General features: G+C 35.4%; 12 protein-coding genes. 9 read left to right on the top strand and 3 right to left on the bottom strand.

The genetic code is table 11. The annotated features are described in order from the left end of the window. The first annotated feature begins 112 nt into the window (after window positions 1-112). Entirely contained in the window at window positions 113-1,327 is a 1,215-nt protein-coding gene (locus tag AACZ41_RS06590) for a methyltransferase domain-containing protein (protein ID WP_339627568.1), read from the top strand. Window positions 1,328-1,406: 79 nt separating this feature from the next. Here the strand turns inward: AACZ41_RS06590 and AACZ41_RS06595 are convergent, their stop codons facing one another. Continuing rightward, window positions 1,407-2,999 (bottom strand): amidohydrolase, encoded by a 1,593-nt coding sequence (locus AACZ41_RS06595; RefSeq protein WP_339627569.1) that lies wholly within the window; start codon window positions 2,997-2,999, stop codon window positions 1,407-1,409. A gap of 172 nt (window positions 3,000-3,171) precedes the next feature. After that, complete coding sequence (locus tag AACZ41_RS06600; RefSeq protein WP_339627570.1) at window positions 3,172-3,531, bottom strand: helix-turn-helix domain-containing protein; 360 nt, start codon at window positions 3,529-3,531, stop codon at window positions 3,172-3,174. A 263-nt stretch (window positions 3,532-3,794) separates the two neighbouring features. Between AACZ41_RS06600 and purL the strand changes: the two genes are divergently transcribed. The 7 genes from purL (at window position 3,795) to AACZ41_RS06635 (ending at window position 17,570) form a co-directional block, all read left to right on the top strand. Next, window positions 3,795-7,511 carry a phosphoribosylformylglycinamidine synthase gene (gene purL / locus AACZ41_RS06605; protein ID WP_339627571.1) on the top strand — a complete coding sequence of 1,239 codons (3,717 nt, stop codon included), beginning with the start codon at window positions 3,795-3,797 and terminating at the stop codon, window positions 7,509-7,511. Between the two features lie 431 nt (window positions 7,512-7,942). Beyond that, on the top strand, window positions 7,943-9,712 hold the full coding sequence (locus AACZ41_RS06610; protein ID WP_339627572.1) for a long-chain fatty acid--CoA ligase: 1,770 nt from the start codon (window positions 7,943-7,945) through the stop codon (window positions 9,710-9,712). A 368-nt stretch (window positions 9,713-10,080) separates the two neighbouring features. After that, the gene (locus AACZ41_RS06615; protein WP_339627573.1) at window positions 10,081-10,533 is read left to right on the top strand and encodes a MarR family transcriptional regulator; all 453 of its coding nucleotides are present in this window, start codon (window positions 10,081-10,083) and stop codon (window positions 10,531-10,533) included. 15 nt (window positions 10,534-10,548) lie between these two features. Further along, on the top strand, window positions 10,549-12,954 hold the full coding sequence (locus AACZ41_RS06620) for a 3-hydroxyacyl-CoA dehydrogenase NAD-binding domain-containing protein (protein WP_339627574.1): 2,406 nt from the start codon (window positions 10,549-10,551) through the stop codon (window positions 12,952-12,954). Between the two features lie 4 nt (window positions 12,955-12,958). Further along, window positions 12,959-14,149 (top strand): acetyl-CoA C-acyltransferase, encoded by a 1,191-nt coding sequence (locus AACZ41_RS06625; protein ID WP_339627575.1) that lies wholly within the window; start codon window positions 12,959-12,961, stop codon window positions 14,147-14,149. A gap of 80 nt (window positions 14,150-14,229) precedes the next feature. Next, entirely contained in the window at window positions 14,230-16,041 is a 1,812-nt protein-coding gene (locus tag AACZ41_RS06630; protein ID WP_339627576.1) for an acyl-CoA dehydrogenase family protein, read from the top strand. Window positions 16,042-16,142: 101 nt separating this feature from the next. Further along, the gene (locus tag AACZ41_RS06635) at window positions 16,143-17,570 is read left to right on the top strand and encodes an aminotransferase class V-fold PLP-dependent enzyme (protein ID WP_339627577.1); all 1,428 of its coding nucleotides are present in this window, start codon (window positions 16,143-16,145) and stop codon (window positions 17,568-17,570) included. On the opposite strand, the gene AACZ41_RS06640 is transcribed toward AACZ41_RS06635, so the two are convergent. Then, a complete protein-coding gene (locus AACZ41_RS06640) occupies window positions 17,567-19,369 on the bottom strand; it encodes a glycoside hydrolase family 15 protein (RefSeq protein WP_339627578.1) in 1,803 nt (600 codons plus the stop codon). The two genes, AACZ41_RS06635 and AACZ41_RS06640, sit on opposite strands and share 4 nt — an antisense overlap. A 103-nt stretch (window positions 19,370-19,472) precedes the next feature. Here AACZ41_RS06640 and AACZ41_RS06645 point away from each other — a divergent pair, with 103 nt between their 5' ends. Continuing rightward, a complete protein-coding gene (locus AACZ41_RS06645; protein ID WP_339627579.1) occupies window positions 19,473-21,686 on the top strand; it encodes a bifunctional alpha,alpha-trehalose-phosphate synthase (UDP-forming)/trehalose-phosphatase in 2,214 nt (737 codons plus the stop codon). The last annotated feature ends 1 nt before the right edge of the window (window position 21,687 follow it).

The following is a 21,687-nucleotide window of genomic DNA, read 5'->3' on the forward strand; positions in this document are numbered from 1 at the left end:
TAAAACAATACCTTTGCAGCCACAAATTTTGAGGACTACCGCCATTTTACAATAGATAGTATATCGAGTAATGGCAATAATCTTCTAGCCAAGTAAATTAATATCACTTCAAATGAAATTACACAGAAATCTGGTGTTTGCCGTAATTGACGCATTAAACCTCATATTCAATGAAAATGAATACGCCGATAAAGTCGTTCAAAAAGTACTTCGGTTCGACAAACGATGGGGAGCACGTGATCGTGGTTTTATCGCAGAAACGACCTATGAAATGGTTCGTTATAAAAGATTATATGCCGAAATAGCAGAAGTAAAAGCACCTTTCAGCAGACCGGATTTATTTCGTATGTGGGCTGTTTGGGCTGTACTTAAAGGAATTAATTTACCTGATTGGAAGCAAATTGAACCAACGCCTGAAAGAAGAATCAAAGGAAAATTCGATGAACTTTCACAAATAAGAAAGTTCAGAGAAGCAATTCCTGATTGGATTGATGAATTAGGAGAAAAAGCATTAGGCGATAAGTTATGGACAGAAGAAATTGCTAAACTTAATGAGCCAGCCGAAGTCATCTTACGTACCAATACTTTAAGAACTACGAAAGAAGAATTACGTAAGGCATTATTAGATGAAAATATTGTTGCAGAACCTATAAGGGGTTACGCTTCTGCTTTAAAACTTGTGGAAAGAGCAAATGTTTTTGTAACTGAAGCCTTTAAAAAAGGGATGTTCGAGGTACAAGATGCATCTTCTCAATTGGTTGCGGAATTTTTAGATGTTGAACCAGGGCAAAGGGTAGTTGATACTTGTGCAGGTGCTGGTGGTAAATCATTGCACTTGGCTGCCTTAATGGAAAATAAAGGGCAATTGATTTCTATGGATATTTACGGAAGTAAATTGAAAGAATTAAAAAGACGCGCCAGACGTAACGGAGCTCATAATATTGAAGTACGTGAAATTGATTCTTCCAAGGTTTACAAAAAGTTATATGGAAGTGCAGACAGAGTTTTAATCGATGCACCCTGTACAGGATTAGGTGTCTTAAGAAGAAATCCGGATTCTAAATGGAAAATGCAACCGGAATTTCTTGACAAAATTGTAAAAACGCAACAGGAAATTCTTAGGAATTACAGTAAAATAGTTAAGCCTGGCGGAAAAATGGTTTATGCAACTTGCTCTATTCTACCCCAAGAAAACAGTGATCAGGTGAAATCATTTTTGAGCTCTGAAGAAGGAAAAGATTTTAAATTAGTGCGTGATAAGAAGATATACGCCTCAAAAAGTGGCTATGACGGTTTTTTTATGGCATTATTAGAGAAGAGTATTTAAATCATAAATTTTGGCTATATAAAAAGCCTTTCAGTTCATACGCACTGAAAGGCTTTTTAGTGATTGATTTTTAAAAAACCTATTCTTTCAATGTCGGATATTCTATACCCAACTGCTCTAAATATGTATCATATTTAGTTTCATCGTAATAGTATTTCTCTAATGATGGCCTAAACTGATCTTGCTTATCCTTGTTTAAATAAATTGGAGGCATATCACTTTCAGAAATCATAGGTTGATATTTGGTTTCTTTTTGTTGCTCATTGTTGAAATAGTTCCACGCGCCTTTCATTAATTCTGGTTTTAATAAAAAGTCTATAATTGTCATTGCTTCTACCTTCGCCCCTGCCACAACACCTTTATGTGCAATTGGGGTTGCCATAGCAATAGCATTACTCCAATGATGCCCTTGTAGCCCTGGTATATTTGAAGGATATCTTAAAGTAACCGTTGGTACTTTCCATGATATATCACCTATATCATCTGATCCACCACTTATAGGATCGATTACAGGAAGTCCTAAATCATCTAATTTCACTGGCAAACCCTCTATTTTTTCTGAATTCACTTCAGTTTGTACGGCTTTAGCCAAAGTTTGGTCAGCATCTGACCATTTAGGCAACCCGACTTCTTTAATATTAGAATACATCGTTTCGGCAATCACCTTATTATAATGTCGTGGCCAAGCAGTACCCAATACTTTAGAGGTCATCGTCGTACCTGTCATCAAAGCTGCACCTTTGGCCATATCGTTTGCCAGAGCATACATTTCCATGATTCCCTCATATTTAATATCCCTGAAATAAAACCATATAGCCGCTTTTGATGGAACCACATTAGGTTGGTCACCCGAATCAGTAAAAATTGAATGCGAGCGTTTTAAAGGGTGTAAATGTTCTCTCTTATAATTCCATCCAATATTCATCAATTCAGCGGCATCCAATGCACTCTTACCTCGCCAAGGTGATCCTGCCGAATGTGCCGCTTCTCCTTCAAATGCATATTCAACAGATATTAATCCTGTACCTCTTGTTGGTCCGTAAGAAACTCCCAGATTATTACCAACATGCGTAAAAATGCACATATCGATATCATCAAAAAGTCCATCTCTAACATACCATGCTTTTGCTGCAACCAACTCCTCTGCAATACCTGGCCAAATTATAAGCGTACCACCAATATTCTCACGCTCCATAATTTGTTTTACCGCCAATGCAGAAGAAATATTCATCGGAATACCGGAATTGTGACCTTCACCATGACCTGGCGCACCTTCTACAATAGGTTTGTGATAGGCAACCCCTGGATACTGTGATGCTTTTGGAATACAGTCCACATCACTGCCTAAAGCAATAATTGGTCCTTCGCCATTGCTCCAAGTTGCAAACCATGCTGTTGGAATCCCAGAAATTGAATTTTCAATTTCAAATCCGTTTTCAGCCAAAATTCCTATTAGGTATTTTGAAGATTCTATTTCTTGAAATCCAAGTTCTGAAAAACTGAAAATCTTATCAACCATTACCTGTGACTGTTTTTTATTGTCTTCGACAATAGCCGCAACCTCAGATTTTAGTTCTTCAATTTGTTTGTTTGATTTTATCTTTTGCGAGTAGATACCGTTTAGCGTTAGCAGAAAGCATGCAATAGTAAATAGTGTAGTTTTTTGTTTCATGTTGGTTTTGAATTAGTTAGTAAAAGATACATAAATTCAGTCGCAAAAAAGAGGTCTTCTTTAATTTTTACGTAATTCAAAACCTAAGCCCAACAATTTAGATTTATGGGACTTTTAAAGTCACATTTTTACTTTTTCGAAAAAGTACGAAGCATAAAAGATAAACTTAACGTTACCCAAATAGTGTTACCTGTTGGGTATCCTTCTTTTTTGGAACCTTAACTTGTTGCTTTTGCCCCCAACGATTCATTGCCTGCACAACGGTCATAAGTGATTTACCTAAAGGTGTTAACGTATATTCTACTCGTGGTGGAATTTCAGGAAAAAGGGTGCGTTCTAAAATCCCCGATTTCTCAAGTTCCTTTAATTGTTTGCTCAACATTTGCCTATTAATACCTTCTATTTCATTAAACAATTTATTGAATCGATTAATCCCTTTTGAGATATTAAACAGTATAATGGGTTTCCATTTCCCCCCTATTAAATCCATACAATACAATAATGCGTTTGTTTGTGCTTTTTGTTGCGTCATAGTATTCGTTTTGCTTTTTTTAAATCTGTAAGGTAAATTCAAATATATTAAAAACACCACATCTAACTAAGTATTAAATACATACTTTAATTGCAATTAAAATAACAATCTGAATATCAGACTACTTAAAAATTCCAAGCAGTATTCTTTGGATCACTTTAATTTCATTAACAATCCTTGTTTAAAAGTGTTTCGATTTACCGTTAATAATAACAGGTAAAACCTTAATTTTGTAGTTTAAAAATCAATACCAGACACATTAAATGATTCACTTTTTTGGGGAACCTAGCACAAAGGTTTTTGCGGTACAGACCGCTAAGGAACTTTCATCAGAAGATACAAGTAAACTTATATGGTTGTTCGGCAACCAATCTAAAATAAATGCGGCGTCTCTTGACGCCTTTTTTGTTGGTCCTAGAGCTGCCATGATTACGCCATGGAGTACCAATGCTACTGAAATTACTCAAAACATGGGTGTTGATGGCATCATTCGGATTGAGGAATTTAATGCGGTTGAGGAAAATCATGTTGGTTTTGATCCTATGATTTCGCAAAAATATACTTTGCTGAATCAAGAAGTGTTCACTATTCAGGTTGAACCAAAACCAATTTTGAATATTGAAGATATAGCTGCCTTCAATAAACAAGAAGGTTTAGCTTTAAATGATGAAGAGGTTGGTTACCTCAAAAATCTTAGTGAAAAAATAGGTAGAAAATTAACCGACTCAGAGGTATTCGGATTTAGTCAAGTTAACTCTGAACACTGCAGACATAAGATATTCAACGGTACTTTCGTTATTGACGGACAAGAGATGCCTACTTCGCTTTTTAAGCTCATTAAAAAAACATCACAGGAATTCCCTAACGATATAGTTTCGGCTTACAAAGACAACGTGGCTTTCGTTAAAGGGCCGACTGTGGTTCAATTTGCACCCAAAACTGCAGATAAGCCCGATTTCTATCAAGAAAAAGAGTTTGACTCAGTAATTTCTATAAAAGCAGAAACTCATAATTTCCCAACTACCGTTGAACCTTTCAATGGCGCAGCAACAGGAGCTGGTGGAGAAATTCGTGATCGTTTAGCTGGTGGTAAAGGTTCTTTACCTTTAGCGGGAACTTCAGTTTACATGACTGCATATTCAAGATTAGAAGAAGAGCGACCTTGGGAAAAAGGAATGAAAGAAAGAGATTGGTTGTACCAAACTCCGATGGATATATTAATCAAAGCATCGAACGGTGCATCTGATTTTGGAAATAAATTCGGTCAACCATTAATTACAGGTTCTGTTCTTACGTTTGAATATGATGAAGCTTCCACTCCGTTCGACTCATCTGAAGAAAACAAAACAACATCAACCAATAACCGTAGACTTGGCTATGATAAAGTAATCATGCAAGCTGGTGGTATTGGCTATGGAAAAATAGAACAGGCTATTAAGGATAAACCAAAAACCGGTGATAAGATTGTTATTCTTGGCGGTGATAATTACCGTATAGGCATGGGTGGTGCAGCAGTTTCAAGCGCCGATACTGGAGAGTTCAGTTCAGTTATAGAATTGAACGCAGTACAACGATCCAATCCTGAAATGCAAAAAAGAGCGGCCAATGCGATACGTGGTATGGTAGAGAGTGATGAGAACACCATTGTTTCTATTCACGATCATGGTGCCGGTGGTCACCTTAATTGTTTATCTGAACTAGTTGAAGAAACCGGTGGTAAAATCGACTTGGATAAATTACCTGTTGGTGACCCTACCCTATCCGCCAAAGAGATAATCGGTAACGAATCTCAAGAACGTATGGGTCTTGTAATCGGTAAAAAGGATATTGACCTTTTAAAACGTATTGCAGACCGTGAACGCTCACCTATGTATGAAGTTGGTGATGTAACGGGCGATGACCGTTTTACGTTCGAATCTAAAACCAACGGTGCAAAGCCAATGGATTTAGCACTATCAGATATGTTTGGCAGTTCTCCGAAAACAGTGATGACAGATAAAACCGTTGAACGTAATTATAAAAATGCGGAATATTCATTAGAGTTTTTTCATGATTATTTAGATGCCGTTCTTCAACTTGAAGCAGTAGCCTGTAAAGATTGGCTTACCAATAAAGTAGACCGTTGTGTGGGTGGTAAAGTTGCCAAACAGCAGTGTGTTGGACCATTGCAATTACCATTAAATAACTGTGGTGTAATGGCCTTAGATTATAAAGGAAAGGAAGGAATCGCTACAAGTATTGGCCACTCCCCTATCTCAGCCTTAATAGATCCAGCTGCAGGAAGTAAAAATAGTATTGCCGAATCGCTTACCAATCTTGTTTGGGCTCCATTAAAAGAAGGAATGAAATCAGTTTCACTTTCAGCTAACTGGATGTGGCCTTGTAAAAATGAAGGTGAAGATGCCCGTTTATATAAAGCTGTACAAGCAGTTTCTGATTTTGCTATTGAACTAGGCATCAATGTACCGACCGGAAAGGATTCACTTTCCATGAAACAAAAATATAGTGATGGAGATGTAATTTCTCCAGGCACTGTAGTGATTTCAGCAGCAGGTAACTGTAACGATATTACCAAAGTAATTGAACCGGTCTTACAAAAAAATGCCGGATCGATCTATTATATTAATTTATCAAAAGATAGTTTTAAACTAGGTGGATCATCATTCGCACAAACTAGAAATAGTATAGGGAATGAAACACCTACTATTAAAGATTCAGCGTATTTTAAAACAGTTTTCAATACAATACAGGATTTAATTAAAGAAGGACAAATTGTTGCAGGACATGATATTGCTTCTGGCGGATTGATTACTACCCTTTTAGAGTTGTGTTTTGCCGACACTAATTTGGGTGCTAATCTTGACCTTACAGGTTTAGGCGAAGCCGATACCATCAAAGTATTATTCTCTGAAAATAGCGGAATTGTTTTCCAAGCAAAAGAGGATTCTATTGAAACTATTCTAAAAGGAAAGAATATCGATGCCACTAAAATAGGAACCGTTACGAATGCGGCTACGCTTACTGTTAGAAACAATGGTATGGAAATGGGACTTAATATTGAGACCTTACGCGACACATGGTTCAAAACCTCTTACTTACTAGACAACAAGCAAACTGCAAATGGTTTAGCAAAAGATAGATTTGACAATTATAAAGTACAGCCATTACAATATCGTTTCTTGAATTCTGATTCTATTAGTCTTCCAGTTCGTTCTAGTAATAATGGCGCAAGACCAAAAGCAGCGATTCTTCGTGAAAAAGGAAGTAACTCTGAACGTGAAATGGCAAACGCCATGTACTTAGCCGGTTTTGATGTCAAAGATGTGCATATGACCGATTTAATTTCTGGTCGCGAGAATTTAGAGGATATTCAATTTTTAGGTGCTGTTGGTGGATTCTCCAATTCAGATGTACTAGGAAGTGCAAAAGGATGGGCCGGAGCTATAAAATACAACGAGAAAGCAAATACCGTAATTAAAAACTTCTTTGCTAGACCAGATACATTATCCGTAGGTATTTGTAATGGATGTCAATTGTTTATGGAATTGGACTTAATTAATCCTGAACACGAATCTCATGGTAAAATGACCTATAACGATTCTCACAAGCACGAGAGTAACTTTACATCTGTAGAAATACAAAAGAATAATTCAGTTATGCTTTCAACTTTAGAAGGAAGTAAACTTGGGGTATGGATTTCTCACGGAGAAGGTAAATTCAAACTCCCCTTAACTGAAGAAAATTATGAAATTGTTGCCAAATATGGTTTTGAAGATTATCCTGCCAACCCTAATGGAAGTGATTTCAATACTGCCATGCTTTGTGATAAAACTGGTCGTCATTTGGTGACAATGCCACACATTGAACGTTCTATATTCCCATGGAACTGGGCTCATTATCCAACGGATAGAAACGATGAAGTTTCGCCATGGTTAGAAGCTTTTAAAAACGCTAAAGAATGGGTTGTTAATCATAAATAAGATAGTAGTTGAAAAATAAAAGCTGTGTATTTCCTAGTGGAGTACACAGCTTTTTAACAAACAAAAAACAATTATCTAACCAATAATCTACCACTCCAAATTTTATCTTTTGAGTTTTAGAATTTATATACGTAAAGCCCTGGAGCCAAACCTTTTCTATTTATAATTATCTCATTGAGTTATATATTCAGAACGCATTTTAATCTTATAAATGTAAAATTACACAATAAAGAATTTTCCTACAAAAATATCAATTGCATACATAACCCTTTCAACTACAATTTATTGTAGACAAATACTTAAAATGTGCAAAGTAAATTGGCTAGATTAATAATTAAGAATATTATAATCATTACCTATTTTATTTATTAATACAATTTTAATTAACCGAGTTCTTTCATTATTTTGCAATCAAGTTTTATAAATCAAGTATGCAAAAAGTTACCCGACTGTTCGATTTTCCATATTATCAGCTAGAGAAAAATGCTTTAGAAAAAGCACTTGTATCGAAAAAAGATGATAGGTGGATAAGTATATCTACTCAAGAATATATAGACATGGCGAATGCCATAAGCCGCGGTTTACTGCGTTTAGGTGTTCAACCAAACGATAAAATTGCTCTTATCTCTAAAACCAATAGAACCGAATGGAATATTATGGATATAGGCATATTGCAACTAGGTGCACAAAATGTACCCGTTTATCCTACTATTTCAGAAAGTGATTATGCTTATGTTTTAAATCACTCTGAAGCTAAATACTGTTTTGTATCGTGTGATGAAGTTTATGATAAGGTGAAATCTATTCAAAACCAAGTGTCATCACTAAAAGAAGTATTCTCATTTGATGTTTTGACCAATTGTAAAAACTGGGAAGAAGTTTTGGAGTTAGGAAAAGACACCTCTAATCAAAATGAAGTAGAAAAATTTAAGGAAGCAGTTAAGCCAAACGATTTAGCTACATTAATTTATACTTCTGGAACAACAGGAAGACCTAAGGGAGTAATGTTATCTCATGATAATTTAGTGAGTAATGCCTTAGAAAGTTTTAAAAGAATTCCTATTGAAGTCGGAAATTCAAAAGCATTGAGTTTTCTACCAGTATGCCATGTATATGAACGCATGCTAATCTATTTATACCAATATTGTTGTACTAGTATTTACTTCGCTCCTATAGATCAAATTAGCGAATACGCACAAGAGGTACAGCCTAATGTTATGACAGCCGTTCCACGTTTATTAGAAAAAGTGTATGATAAAATTATAGCTAAAGGCACATCCTTAACCGGAATTAAAAAGAAATTATTCTTTTGGGCGGTAGAAATAGGGTTAAGATATGAACCTTATAGTCAAAATGGTTGGTGGTATGAACAAAATCTTAAACTAGCACGTAAACTTATTTTTAGTAAATGGAAAGCAGCTTTAGGAGGCAATTTATCAGTAATGGCATCAGGTAGTGCCGCTCTACAACCACGTTTAGCACGTATTTTTAACGCTGCTGAATTTGGAGTAATGGAAGGTTATGGCCTTACGGAAACTTCTCCTGTAGTATCTGTAAATGATATGCGAAATGGTGGGTTTAGAATAGGTACGGTTGGCAAACCTTTGGATCGTACCGAAGTTAAAATAGCCGAAGATGGTGAAATTTGCATAAAAGGTCCTCAAGTAATGCTGGGCTATTATAAAGATGAAGCCAAAACTGCCGAGGTAATCATAGACGGTTATTTTCATACTGGTGATATTGGAGAAATCGATGCTGATGGTTTCTTAAAAATAACTGACCGTAAAAAAGAAATGTTTAAAACTTCTGGAGGTAAATATGTTGCCCCTCAGTTGTTAGAAAATAGATTTAAACAATCTAGATTTATTGATCAAATTATGGTTGTGGGTGAAGGTGAAAAAATGCCCGCTGCTTTAATTCAACCTGATTTTGATTTTGTGAAAAATTGGGCTAAAATTCACAATATTGAAATTGGCACCAATAAAGAACTTGTACATAATGAACAAGTAATAGCTAGATTCGAAGAAGAGGTCACCATCGCAAACGAGAACTTTGCTAAATGGGAAAAAATAAAACAATTCAGACTGACACCTGATGTTTGGAGCATAGAAGGAGGTCACCTTACCCCTACTATGAAATTGAAAAGAAAAATTGTAAAGGAAAAGTACATTGAACTTTACAATGATATCTACGAGCATTAAATAAGTATAATTACTAAAATTATTTTCGAAAAATATAGAGTGCAATTCAACTAAAAAAATATCTGAAATTTTTACTTGTATTCGGTATAGTTGGACTTGCAATAATGTACTTCTTTTTAGGTATGGGTCTATACAATAGTATTAACAATCAAGGAAGTATGAAAATATTCATAGTACCAATGATAAGTTCTCTATTAATAATCTCTTTAGTTATTAGTTCAAAAATCGATAAGGAAGTAAACAAAACGGTAGACAACATTCTTTAATTTGATGTGAATTAAAGAAGACTTTTCCAATTCTTAAAATTTTTTCAATTTATTATGCATGCATAATAAATTTGTTTATATTTGAGGACCAACTTCCACTGTATGAAAGAAACAACTATTGATTATGCGTTACGAGCTACATGGCAAGCAGTGGCTAGAATGTATAACGAAGAAGCAAAAAACTTCGATTCTACTATGGCCGTAGGTTTTACCTTATTGAGTATTGACCCAAAAAAGGGTACTCCTTCCACTTCCTTGGGTCCTAAAATGGGAATGGAAGCTACTAGCCTCTCTAGGATATTAAAAAGCATGGAGAAGAAAGGTCTCATTTTAAGAAAGCCTAATCCTAATGACGGTCGAGGTGTTTTAATATATCTAACAGATTTTGGTTTAGAAAAAAGAAACGACTCGAAAAGTACAGTTCTTAGATTTAATGAGGCCGTTAAACAAGAGGTTACAGAAGAAAAGTTATCTAATTTTTTCGAAGTTACTGATATCATCAATAAACTGATTTCAGATAAAAAATTATTTTCAAAAGATATATCAAATCATTAATACAGTCTTAAGTACATGAACAAGCACATTAAAAAAGTAGCGGTAATTGGTTCAGGAATAATGGGAAGCGGTATAGCCTGTCATTTTGCTAATATTGGCGTAGAGGTTTTATTGTTAGATATTGTTCCGCGTGAACTAAATGATAAGGAAAAGGCTAAAGGTTTAACCTTGCAAGACAAGGTTGTTCGCAATAGAATGGTAAATGATTCATTAGCGGCAGCATTAAAATCTAAACCTTCTCCTATTTATCACCAAAAATTTGCTGATAGAATTACTACTGGGAATTTAGAAGATGATATTGCCAAAGTATCTAAAGTAGATTGGATTATTGAAGTTGTTGTTGAAAGACTTGATATTAAAAAGATAGTCTTTGAAAACTTAGAGAAGCATAGAACGCCGGGTACGCTTATTACATCGAATACATCAGGTATTCCTATCCACTTTATGAGTGAAGGCCGTAGCGAAGATTTCCAGAAACATTTCTGTGGAACTCACTTTTTTAACCCTGCTCGTTATTTAAAACTTTTTGAAATTATTCCTGGGCCTAAAACTTCACCTGAAGTATTAGACTTTTTAAATGGTTATGGGGAAAAATTCTTAGGTAAAACTTCAGTAGTAGCTAAAGACACTCCTGCCTTTATAGGAAATAGAATTGGAATTTTTAGCATTCAAAGTCTTTTCCATATGGTAAAGGAAATGGGCATGACTGTTGAAGAGGTCGACAAACTAACCGGACCAGTAATTGGTAGACCAAAATCTGCAACGTTTAGAACCGTAGATGTTGTTGGTCTAGATACACTTGTACATGTTGCTAATGGTATCGCTGACAATTGTAAAGAAGACGAAAAAATAGAGTTGTTTAAACTACCTGGTTTCATCAATACCATGATGGAAAACAAATGGTTGGGTAGTAAAACAGGACAAGGATTTTATAAAAAATCTAAAGACGCTAAAGGTAAAACTGAAATTTTGACCTTAGATCTAGATACTATGGAGTATCGTTCTAGCAAAAGAGCAAATTTCGCTACGTTAGAACTGACAAAGACTATTGATAAAGTAGCAGATCGTTTTAAGGTATTAGTTGCCGGAAAAGATAAAGCTGGTGAATTTTACAGAAAAAGTTTTGCTGCATTATTCGCTTACGTTTCTCATAGAATTCCTGAAATAACCGATGAGCTTTATAAAATTGATGATGCGATGAAAGCTGGGTTTGGATGGGAACATGGACCTTTTCAAATTTGGGATGCAATTGGTTTAGAAAAAGGGTTAGAAATCATGAAAGCTGAAGGTGAAACTCCTGCTACTTGGGTTAATGATATGATTGCTGCAGGTAACAAATCTTTTTATTCAGTAAAAGACGGTGCTACCTACTATTATGATATTCCTAAAAAATCAGTAGAAAAAATACCCGGTCAAGATTCATTTATAATCTTAGATAATATTAGAAAATCTAAAGAGGTATTTAAAAATAGCGGTGTTGTCGTTGAAGATTTAGGCGACGGAATTTTAAATGTAGAATTCCAATCTAAAATGAATACCATTGGTGGTGATGTTCTTGCAGGACTGAACAAAGCAATTGACATTGCGGAAAAAGATTTCCAAGGTTTAGTCGTTGGTAATCAAGCTCCTAATTTTTCGGTAGGTGCAAATATTGGCATGATATTCATGATGGCCGTTGAACAGGAGTATGACGAATTGAACATGGCTATCAAAATGTTTCAGGACACTATGATGCGTATGCGCTATTCTGCAATACCAACAGTATCTGCACCACATGGTATGGCTTTAGGTGGTGGTTGTGAATTATCATTACATGCCGATAAGGTTGTTGCTGCAGCAGAAACCTATATTGGTTTGGTTGAATTCGGTGTTGGTGTAATTCCAGGTGGCGGTGGTTCTAAAGAATTTGCTTTAAGAGCTCAAGACTTATTCCATAAAAATGATGTAGAGTTAAACGTGCTTCAAGAGTACTTCTTAACCATAGGTATGGCTAAAGTATCTACTTCTGCTTATGAAGCGTTTGACTTAGGTATTTTACAACATGGAAAAGATATTGTCGTCGTGAATAAAGATAGACAAATAGCAACGGCAAAGGCTCATGCAAGGTTAATGGCAGAAGCAGGGTATACGCAACCTGTAAAGCGTAAGGACATTAAAGTACTTGGCAAACAAGCATTAGGTATGTTCTTAGTAGGTACAGATGCTATGGAAGATAGTAACTACATCAGTGAGCACGATAAAAAAATTGCTAACAAATTAGCCTATGTAATGGCTGGTGGTGATTTATCAGAACCTACACTTGTTACAGAACAATATTTATTAGACTTAGAACGTGAAGCGTTTTTATCACTTTGTACGGAACGTAAAACCTTAGAAAGAATTCAACATATGTTGAAAACTGGAAAACCATTAAGAAACTAGAAAAATGAAAACAGCATATATAGTAAAAGCATATAGAACAGCAGTTGGAAAAGCACCTAAAGGAGTTTTTCGTTTTAAAAGAACTGATGAATTAGCTGCAGAGACCATCCAGTACATGATGAAAGAGCTGCCGCAATTAGACAAAAAACGTATTGACGATGTAATTGTCGGCAATGCAATGCCAGAAGGCTCTCAAGGCCTAAATATGGCTCGATTTATTTCATTAATTGGTTTAGATAGTGTTGACGTTGCCGGCGTAACAGTTAATCGTTTTTGTGCTTCTGGTATTGAAACCATAGGTGTTGCTACGGCAAAAATACAGTCAGGAATGGCTGATTGCATCATTGCAGGTGGTGCTGAAAGTATGAGTTCTGTTCCCATGACTGGTTTTAAACCAGAATTAAATTATGACACCGTTAAATCTGGACATGAAGATTATTATTGGGGAATGGGAAATACAGCTGAAGCTGTAGCCAATCAATTTCATGTTTCGCGTGAAGATCAAGATTTGTTTGCTTATAATTCTCACATGAAAGCACTAAAAGCTCAGGCAGAAGGTAGATTTAAAGAACAAATTGTTCCGATTGATGTGGAACAAATTTATATAGATGAAAATGGTAAAAAAGCAACTAGAAAATATACGGTAACAGAAGATGAAGGTCCAAGAAAAGGAACTAGCCTTGAAGCTTTAGCAGGATTAAGACCTGTTTTTGCTGCTGGTGGTAGTGTTACTGCAGGTAATTCTTCTCAAATGAGTGATGGTGCAGCTTTTGTTTTAGTAATGAGTGAAGATATGGTTAAAGAATTAAATCTTGAGCCAATTGCTAGACTAGTAAATTATGCTGCAGCAGGCGTTGAACCGCGAATTATGGGTATCGGTCCAGTAAAAGCAATACCAAAAGCATTAAAGCAGGCAGGATTAAAACAAGAAGATATTGAGCTTATAGAATTGAATGAAGCTTTCGCTTCTCAATCTATAGCTGTAATGCGTGAATTGAACTTAAATCAAGATATCGTCAATGTAAATGGTGGTGCTATTGCTTTAGGTCACCCCTTAGGCTGTACAGGAGCTAAACTTTCCGTACAATTATTTGATGAAATGCGTAAGCGTAACATGCAAGGTAAATACGGCATGGTAACCATGTGTGTTGGAACTGGACAGGGTGCTGCTGGAATTTTTGAATTTTTGAACTAAAAAGAATTTTTGTAGTAGGTATTACAGGTTTTAAAAGAAAACTTAATACTTCTTACTTTATATACTAATAAAAGTTAAACATGAGTACAGATATAGTTAATAAAGAAATTCTTAGAGGAGGACAATTCCTTGTCAAAGAAACCAATTGTGAAGATGTTTTCACATTAGAAGATTTGAGCGAAGAACAACGCATGATGCGCGATAGTACAAAAGAGTTCGTTGATAGAGAGCTTTGGGCGCATTGGGAGCGATTTGAGAATAAAGATTATGCCTATACAGAAGAATGTATGCGTAAGGCCGGTGAATTAGGCTTGTTAAGTGTTGCCGTACCTGAGTCTTATGGAGGTATGGGAATGGGCTTTGTTTCTACCATGTTGGTATGTGATTATATATCTGGTGCAACCGGTTCTTTTAGTACAGCCTTTGGTGCTCATACAGGTATTGGCACGATGCCTATCACCCTTTATGGAACAGAAGAGCAAAAACAAAAATATGTGCCTAGACTAGCTTCTGGTGAATGGTTTGGAGCTTACTGCCTTACTGAACCTGGCGCCGGTTCTGATGCAAATTCAGGAAAAACTAAAGCTGTTCTTTCTGCAGACGGTAAATCGTACAGTATAACAGGACAAAAAATGTGGATTTCAAATGCAGGTTTCTGTAATATGTTTATCGTTTTTGCTCGAATTGAAGATGATAAGAATATTACAGGTTTCATTTTAGAAAATGATCCTGCTAACGGAATCTCTATGGGTGACGAAGAGAAAAAATTAGGTATTCACTCCTCTTCTACTCGTCAGGTATTCTTTAATGAAACAAAAGTCCCCGTAGAAAATATGTTATCTGAACGAGGTAACGGATTTAAAATAGCAATGAATGCATTAAACGTTGGTAGAATTAAACTTGCAGCTGCTTGTTTAGATGCGCAACGTCGAGTGATTGGTGAAGCTACTAAATATGCGAATGAGCGTATTCAGTTTAAAACTCCTATTATGAATTTTGGAGCTATTAAATCTAAAATAGCCACAATGGCTACGAACTGTTATGCCGATGAATCTGCTTCGTATCGAGCCGCTAAAAATATTGAAGACAGAATAGCTATGCGCGAGGCTGCTGGAAATACGCATCAAGAAGCGGAACTTAAAGGTGTTGAAGAATATGCTATAGAATGTTCAATACTTAAAGTTGCTGTTTCAGAAGATGTACAAAGCTGTACCGATGAAGGCGTACAAATATTTGGCGGCATGGGCTTTAGCGCCGATGCTCCTATGGAAAAAGCATGGAGAGATGCTCGTATCGCTCGCATCTATGAAGGTACGAATGAAATCAACAGAATGTTAGCAGTAGGAATGCTTGTTAAAAAAGCTATGAAAGGTCATGTAGACCTTTTAGGCCCTGCAACTAAAGTTGGTGAAGAACTTATGGGTATTCCTTCTTTTGATACTCCTGATTTCTCTCAATTATTTGCTGAGGAGAAAGATTTAGTAACAAGATTGAAAAAAGTATTTTTAATGGTTGCTGGTTCAGCAGTACAAAAATATGGTATAGAGTTAGAAAATCACCAACAATTAATGTTAGCTGCTTCTGATATTTTAATTGAAGTGTACATGGCAGAATCAACAATTTTAAGAACGGAAAAAAATGCCAAACGCTTCGGTGAAGCTGAACAAGCTACACAAATTGCAATGGCAAAATTATACTTATACAATGCTACCGAAACTATAATTCAGAAAGGGAAAGAAGCAATTATTTCTTTTGCTGAAGGTGACGAGCAACGCATGATGTTAATGGGACTTAAACGATTTACTAAATATACAAATAACCCGAATGTAGTAGCTTTACGCACGCAAATTGCCGACAAAGTAGCTGCCGATAACGGGTATACCTTTGACTAATTCAGATTACCTTTTGTTGTTTGGTAAATTGAATATAAACCGCCCTTAATAAGGGCGGTTTTTTATTTGGTAAACATTACCATAGAGCCTAATTTTATGCTATGCATAAAGAAATACTTGAACAGGTTTATAGCGTTAGTGATTTTAATAAAAATGGGCATTTATTAATAGAAAAATTGACCTCTCATTTAGAGGATAAGATAAATGCCAAATCACGAAACGCAATCAATTGGAACGAACCAGAGCAAGAATTAGAATTTTGGAAAGATTTCTTAATTAATGGTGATCAAATAGATTTGTTTCAAGAAATTACGAAACGTACCACCTATATTCATCATCCTAATTACTTAGGTCATCAAGTAAGTCCACCTGCTCCTATTACTGCGCTTACCTCTTTAATTAGTTCATTATTAAACAACGGAACTGCTGTTTATGAAATGGGCATGGCATCAAACGCTATTGAGCGTATCGTAATGGAAATCATTTGTAATAAAATTGGCTATGACACCGATTCTAGCGGATTCTTAACCTCGGGTGGAACTTTAGCTAATTTAACCGCATTATTAAGCGCACGTAAGGCCATTACCAAAATTGATATTTGGAACAAAGGAACACAAAACCAATTAGGAATAATGGTTAGCGAAGAAGCTCATTACTGTGTAGATCGTGCGGCAAGAATAATGGGATTAGGTAATCAAGGAATTATTAAAGTACCCGTTACCAACGAATTTAGAATGAACACCGAATTATTAGAGGTGAAATTCAAGGAAGCAAAAGAAAAGGGAATTGAAATTTTTGCTATTGTCGGTAGTGCCCCTTCAACAGCAACTGGTATTTTCGATGATTTAGACGTTATTGGCAAATTTGCGGAAAAACAAAAAATTTGGTTTCATGTGGATGGAGCCCATGGAGGAGCTGGAATTTTTTCTAAAAAGTATCGACATACTTTAAAAGGTATTGAAAGAGCTGATTCTGTGGTTATTGATGGACATAAGATGATGATGATGCCTGCACTAACTACAGCTTTACTATTTAAGAATGAAGTGAACGCTAAGGCTACGTTCAGCCAAAAAGCCGATTATTTACTATCAGACTCTGAACACGAAGATTGGTATAATTCTGGTAAGCGAACTTTTGAATGTACTAAAAACATGATGAGTATTCATTGGTTTACTTTGTTAAAGCTATATGGCGAAGAGGTCTTTGATGCGAATGTGACTCAACTATATGATATGGGCACGAACTTCGCCAAGCTTATAGAAGAGGAACCAAATTTTGAATTGGCCCTACACCCCATGTCCAATATTGTTTGTTTTAGATATTGTAAACCTGGCTTAAATACTAAAACCCTCAATGAATTAAATATAAAAATTCGCCAAGCTCTTTTAGAGGATGGCGAATTTTATATTGTACAAACGAAATTAAAAGGTATTCACTACATGCGTATTACTGTTATGAATCCCTTTACTACCACTCAAAATTTTAAATCACTAATAGAAAAGATTAAAAATCTAGTTATAAAAATTTAATCCCTTAAATTTTCTAACATTTGATCTTCACTTTCTTTTTTAGAAAAGTTGATTGCACATTCAATCAATGCCAAATGTGAATAGGCCTGAGGGAAGTTTCCTAATAATCTTTTGGTCTTAAAATCAATATCTTCACTAAACAAACCTAAATGATTACTATAAGTTAATAGTCGTTCAAAATACTCTAGTGCTTTTTTACGCTCTCCAATTTTGAACAAGCTGTTTATATACCAAAATGTACATACGGTAAAAGATGATGACGGTAGACCAAAGTCATCTTCGTTCTTGTAACGATATAGCAATCCATCATTATTTAACTCTTTACCAATTGCATGTACTGTGCTAATGTACCGTTCATCTTTGGCATTCACACAGCCATAAGATTCCATTAACAATACAGAAGCATCTAACTCTGTAGAACCATAAGATTGTGTGTATGCTTGTACCTTTTCATTCCAGGCATTATCATAAATATCTTGCCATATCTCTGAACGAATAGGTTCCCATTTCTCAATTTTATGTTTTTTTCCTAGCATTTCTGCTACTTTGATAGCTCTATCCAAAGCGGTCCAACATAATACCTTAGAAAAGGTAAAATGTCTGTCCTCTGTACGGAACTCCCATATTCCCTTATCAGCATCTTTCCAATTGTTACTCACAATCCAAACGATTCCTTTTGTAATCGCCCAAAGGTCTTCTCCATTATCAATGTCGACACTAAATTTCACCATTTGTTCATAAATCACATCCATCAATATTCCATAGATATCATTCTGTTTTTGGTGATAGGCAGCATTACCAACACGTACCGGTTTAGAACCTTTATAACCCGCTAAGTGATCTAAAGTTTCCTCAGTTAGCTTCTTCTCCTTATTAATACCATACATGATTTGCAGTTTCTCTGCCTTATCGGGTATTAAATCGATAATAAACTGTAGATATCGCCGTGCAATATTTTTATGACCTAATTCTGAAACGACCTTAATAACCATAGAGGCATCACGAATCCAGCAAAAACGATAATCCCAGTTTCGTACTTCGCCAATAGTTTCAGGCAATGACGTTGTTGCAGCAGCTAAAACCGCCCCTGTCTTGTCATAACTTAAGAGTTTTAAGGTAAGGGCACTTCTAGATATTTCTTCATTAAACTTTTTATAGGTCGGCGTTAAATTTGACCAATTTAACCAATATACTTTCGTGTTCTGCAAATCAAGATAAGCCCTGTCAGTGGTCGGCAATAATAGCTTTTCATTATATCCTATTAAAATATAACCATCTTCTTTAAGTTTAATTTTATCGCTATTTACAACTGTTTCTTTATCAAAAGATGAATACAGAAAAATAGTATCGAATTTCACATCATGGGTTAGACTTGCAACAAAGTCCTTTTTGATAAAAGATTCGGTTTTACCTATTGCATATTCAAGCTTGGGATCATATGTAATTGAAAACTCGGGCGTACCTGATATATGTTTAAAATATCTAATCAATTCCGGTGGGGCATGATATGATTTTTCTTCCTTTCTATACCGCGGCATAAAATCATGTATCTCAAAATGATTTTCTCCCGATTTGAACGAGGTTATTAAAATATTAGTAAAAGGCTCATATTTTTGAGATATGTTATAAGTAGCATCTACATTAATTTCAAAACTCCCTCCTATTTCTTCATCTAACAATTTTGCAAAAACAGACGGACTATCAAATTCTGGTAAACAGCACCAATCGATGCTACCTGTCTTCGATACTAACGCCGCACTTCTACAATTTCCTATTATTCCGTAGTCTAAATTATCCATTCAATAAAAATCTTAATTCATATGAGGTTTGAATTGCTATTGGCCTCCTTTTTTCCGAAATTTAGAGAAATAAATATCAAGAAGTAGCAAAAAAATCTCTTTTATGGCTAAAACTATCATTATCTCAAATAGACTACCCGTTCAATTGCAAATTAGCAATGGCGGCATTACTGCGGTGCCTAGTGTAGGTGGTTTGGCAACAGGAATGAAATCTGTTCATTCGGGTGGTGATAGCCTTTGGATCGGTTGGAGCGGACTAACGGACGAGGAAATTCCTGAAGAATTAATTTCAAAAATAGATAATGCCTTGGCCGAACATGGTTCTTCTAAAGTTAACTTGACCGAAAAAGAAGTTGATGGTTTTTATTATGGATTTAGTAATAGAACCATTTGGCCCTTATTCCATTACTTTTTAGAATATTCAGAATTTGAGCTAGAAAGTTGGGAAATCTATAAAGCAGTAAATCAAAAATTTGCAGATGCTATTTTAGAAAAAGCAAATAACGAGGATACTATATGGATACATGACTATCAGTTAATGTTGGTACCACAAATGGTACGTGCCGAACGACCAGATATTTCCATAGGTTTCTTTTTGCATATTCCTTTTCCATCATATGAGATATTTAGAACACTACCTTGGCGTAAAGAAGTCCTTTTAGGACTTCTAGGTTCAGATTTAATAGGATTTCACACCTACGACTATGAACGTCATTTTCTTAGTTCTGTACGCAGGCTATTAGGTTTAGAGGTAAGTTTCAATGATATTTATTTGGACGAAAGAGTGATTAAAGTGGATTCTTTCCCAATGGGAATAGATTATAAAAAATTCAGTGAAGCAGCAAAAGAGCATTCGCAACGAAGTGAAGAACAAAAATCTGAATTACAAAAACGATTGGATACGCATAAAAAGTCAGCTCCAGATGCAAAATTCTTTTTATCCATAGACAGATTAGATTATACAAAAGGAATTGCTAAACGCCTAAAAGCGTTTGAGTACTTCCTTAATAAATACCCTCACTATAAGGAAAAGGTTCGTTTAATTATTCTTGCTGTACCTTCTAGATCCAACGTACCACAATATCAATTATTAAAAAGAGAGATAGATGAATTAGTAGGCCGTATTAATGGAGAACTTTCTACAGTAAGCTGGACACCAATTTGGTATTTTTATAGATCTATGCCTTTCGAAAATTTAATAGACCTTTACACATCGTCTGATATTGCATGGTTAACACCGATACGAGATGGAATGAATTTAGTAGCCAAAGAATACATTGCTACAAGGACCGATAAGACTGGTGTATTGATTTTGAGTGAAATGGCCGGTTCTGCCAATGAAATGAATGAATCTCTACTCATCAATCCTAATAATTTTGAGCAAATAGCAGATTCTCTAAATGAAGCTATTAATATGCCAAAAGAAGAACAAATAACAAGAAATACGGTATTACAAAAGAGATTGGAACGTTATAATGTTGAAAAATGGGCCAATGACTTCATGAATTCTTTGATCAATCAAAAACAGAAAGACCAAACATACCAAACGAAGCGCCTATCTATAGACTTAATGAATACGGTTATGACCGATTACAAGAAAGCTAAAAGAAGATTGGTATTTTTAGATTATGACGGTACCCTTGCAGGTTTTCATAATGACCCTCAAAAAGCATCGCCAGATGAAGAATTGTATCGACTTTTAGACGAAATATCTTCGCAAGAAAACACTGATATGTATTTAATTAGTGGTCGAGACAAAGAAACATTTACAGAATGGTTCTTACCTAAAAAATACAATATGATCGTAGAACATGGTGTATGGATCTCTCAGGGTGGCGAAGAGTTTAGAATGCTCGAAAATGTAAAGAAAGATTGGATGGAAAAAATATTACCTGTTCTTGAGTCTTTTGTAGATCGCACACCAGGTAGTTTTATTGAAGAAAAAAACTACTCTCTTGCATGGCACTACAGAAAAACAGATCCCGATTTCGGTCAGAAGAGAGCCGTAGAACTGAATACCGTACTTACCAGTCTAATCGCAAATGATGACCTGAGTGTTTTAAATGGAAATAAAGTAATGGAAATTAAAAGTAGTAGTGTCAATAAAGGTCGCGCCTCTATGCGTGTTTATAGTGAACACGATTATGATTTTGTTTTTGCAATAGGCGATGATTGGACTGATGAATTTATGTTTCAAGAATTACCCAAAGAGTCTATTACCGTAAAGGTTGGTCGGCAGAAAACGCAAGCAAAATTCTTTGTAGACAACACTAAAAATGTTCGTTCAATTTTGAAACGTTTTGCCGAAAAACGCTAGT

The organism is uncultured Maribacter sp. (genome assembly GCF_963974015.1).
Classification (GTDB): Bacteria; Bacteroidota; Bacteroidia; order Flavobacteriales; family Flavobacteriaceae; genus Maribacter.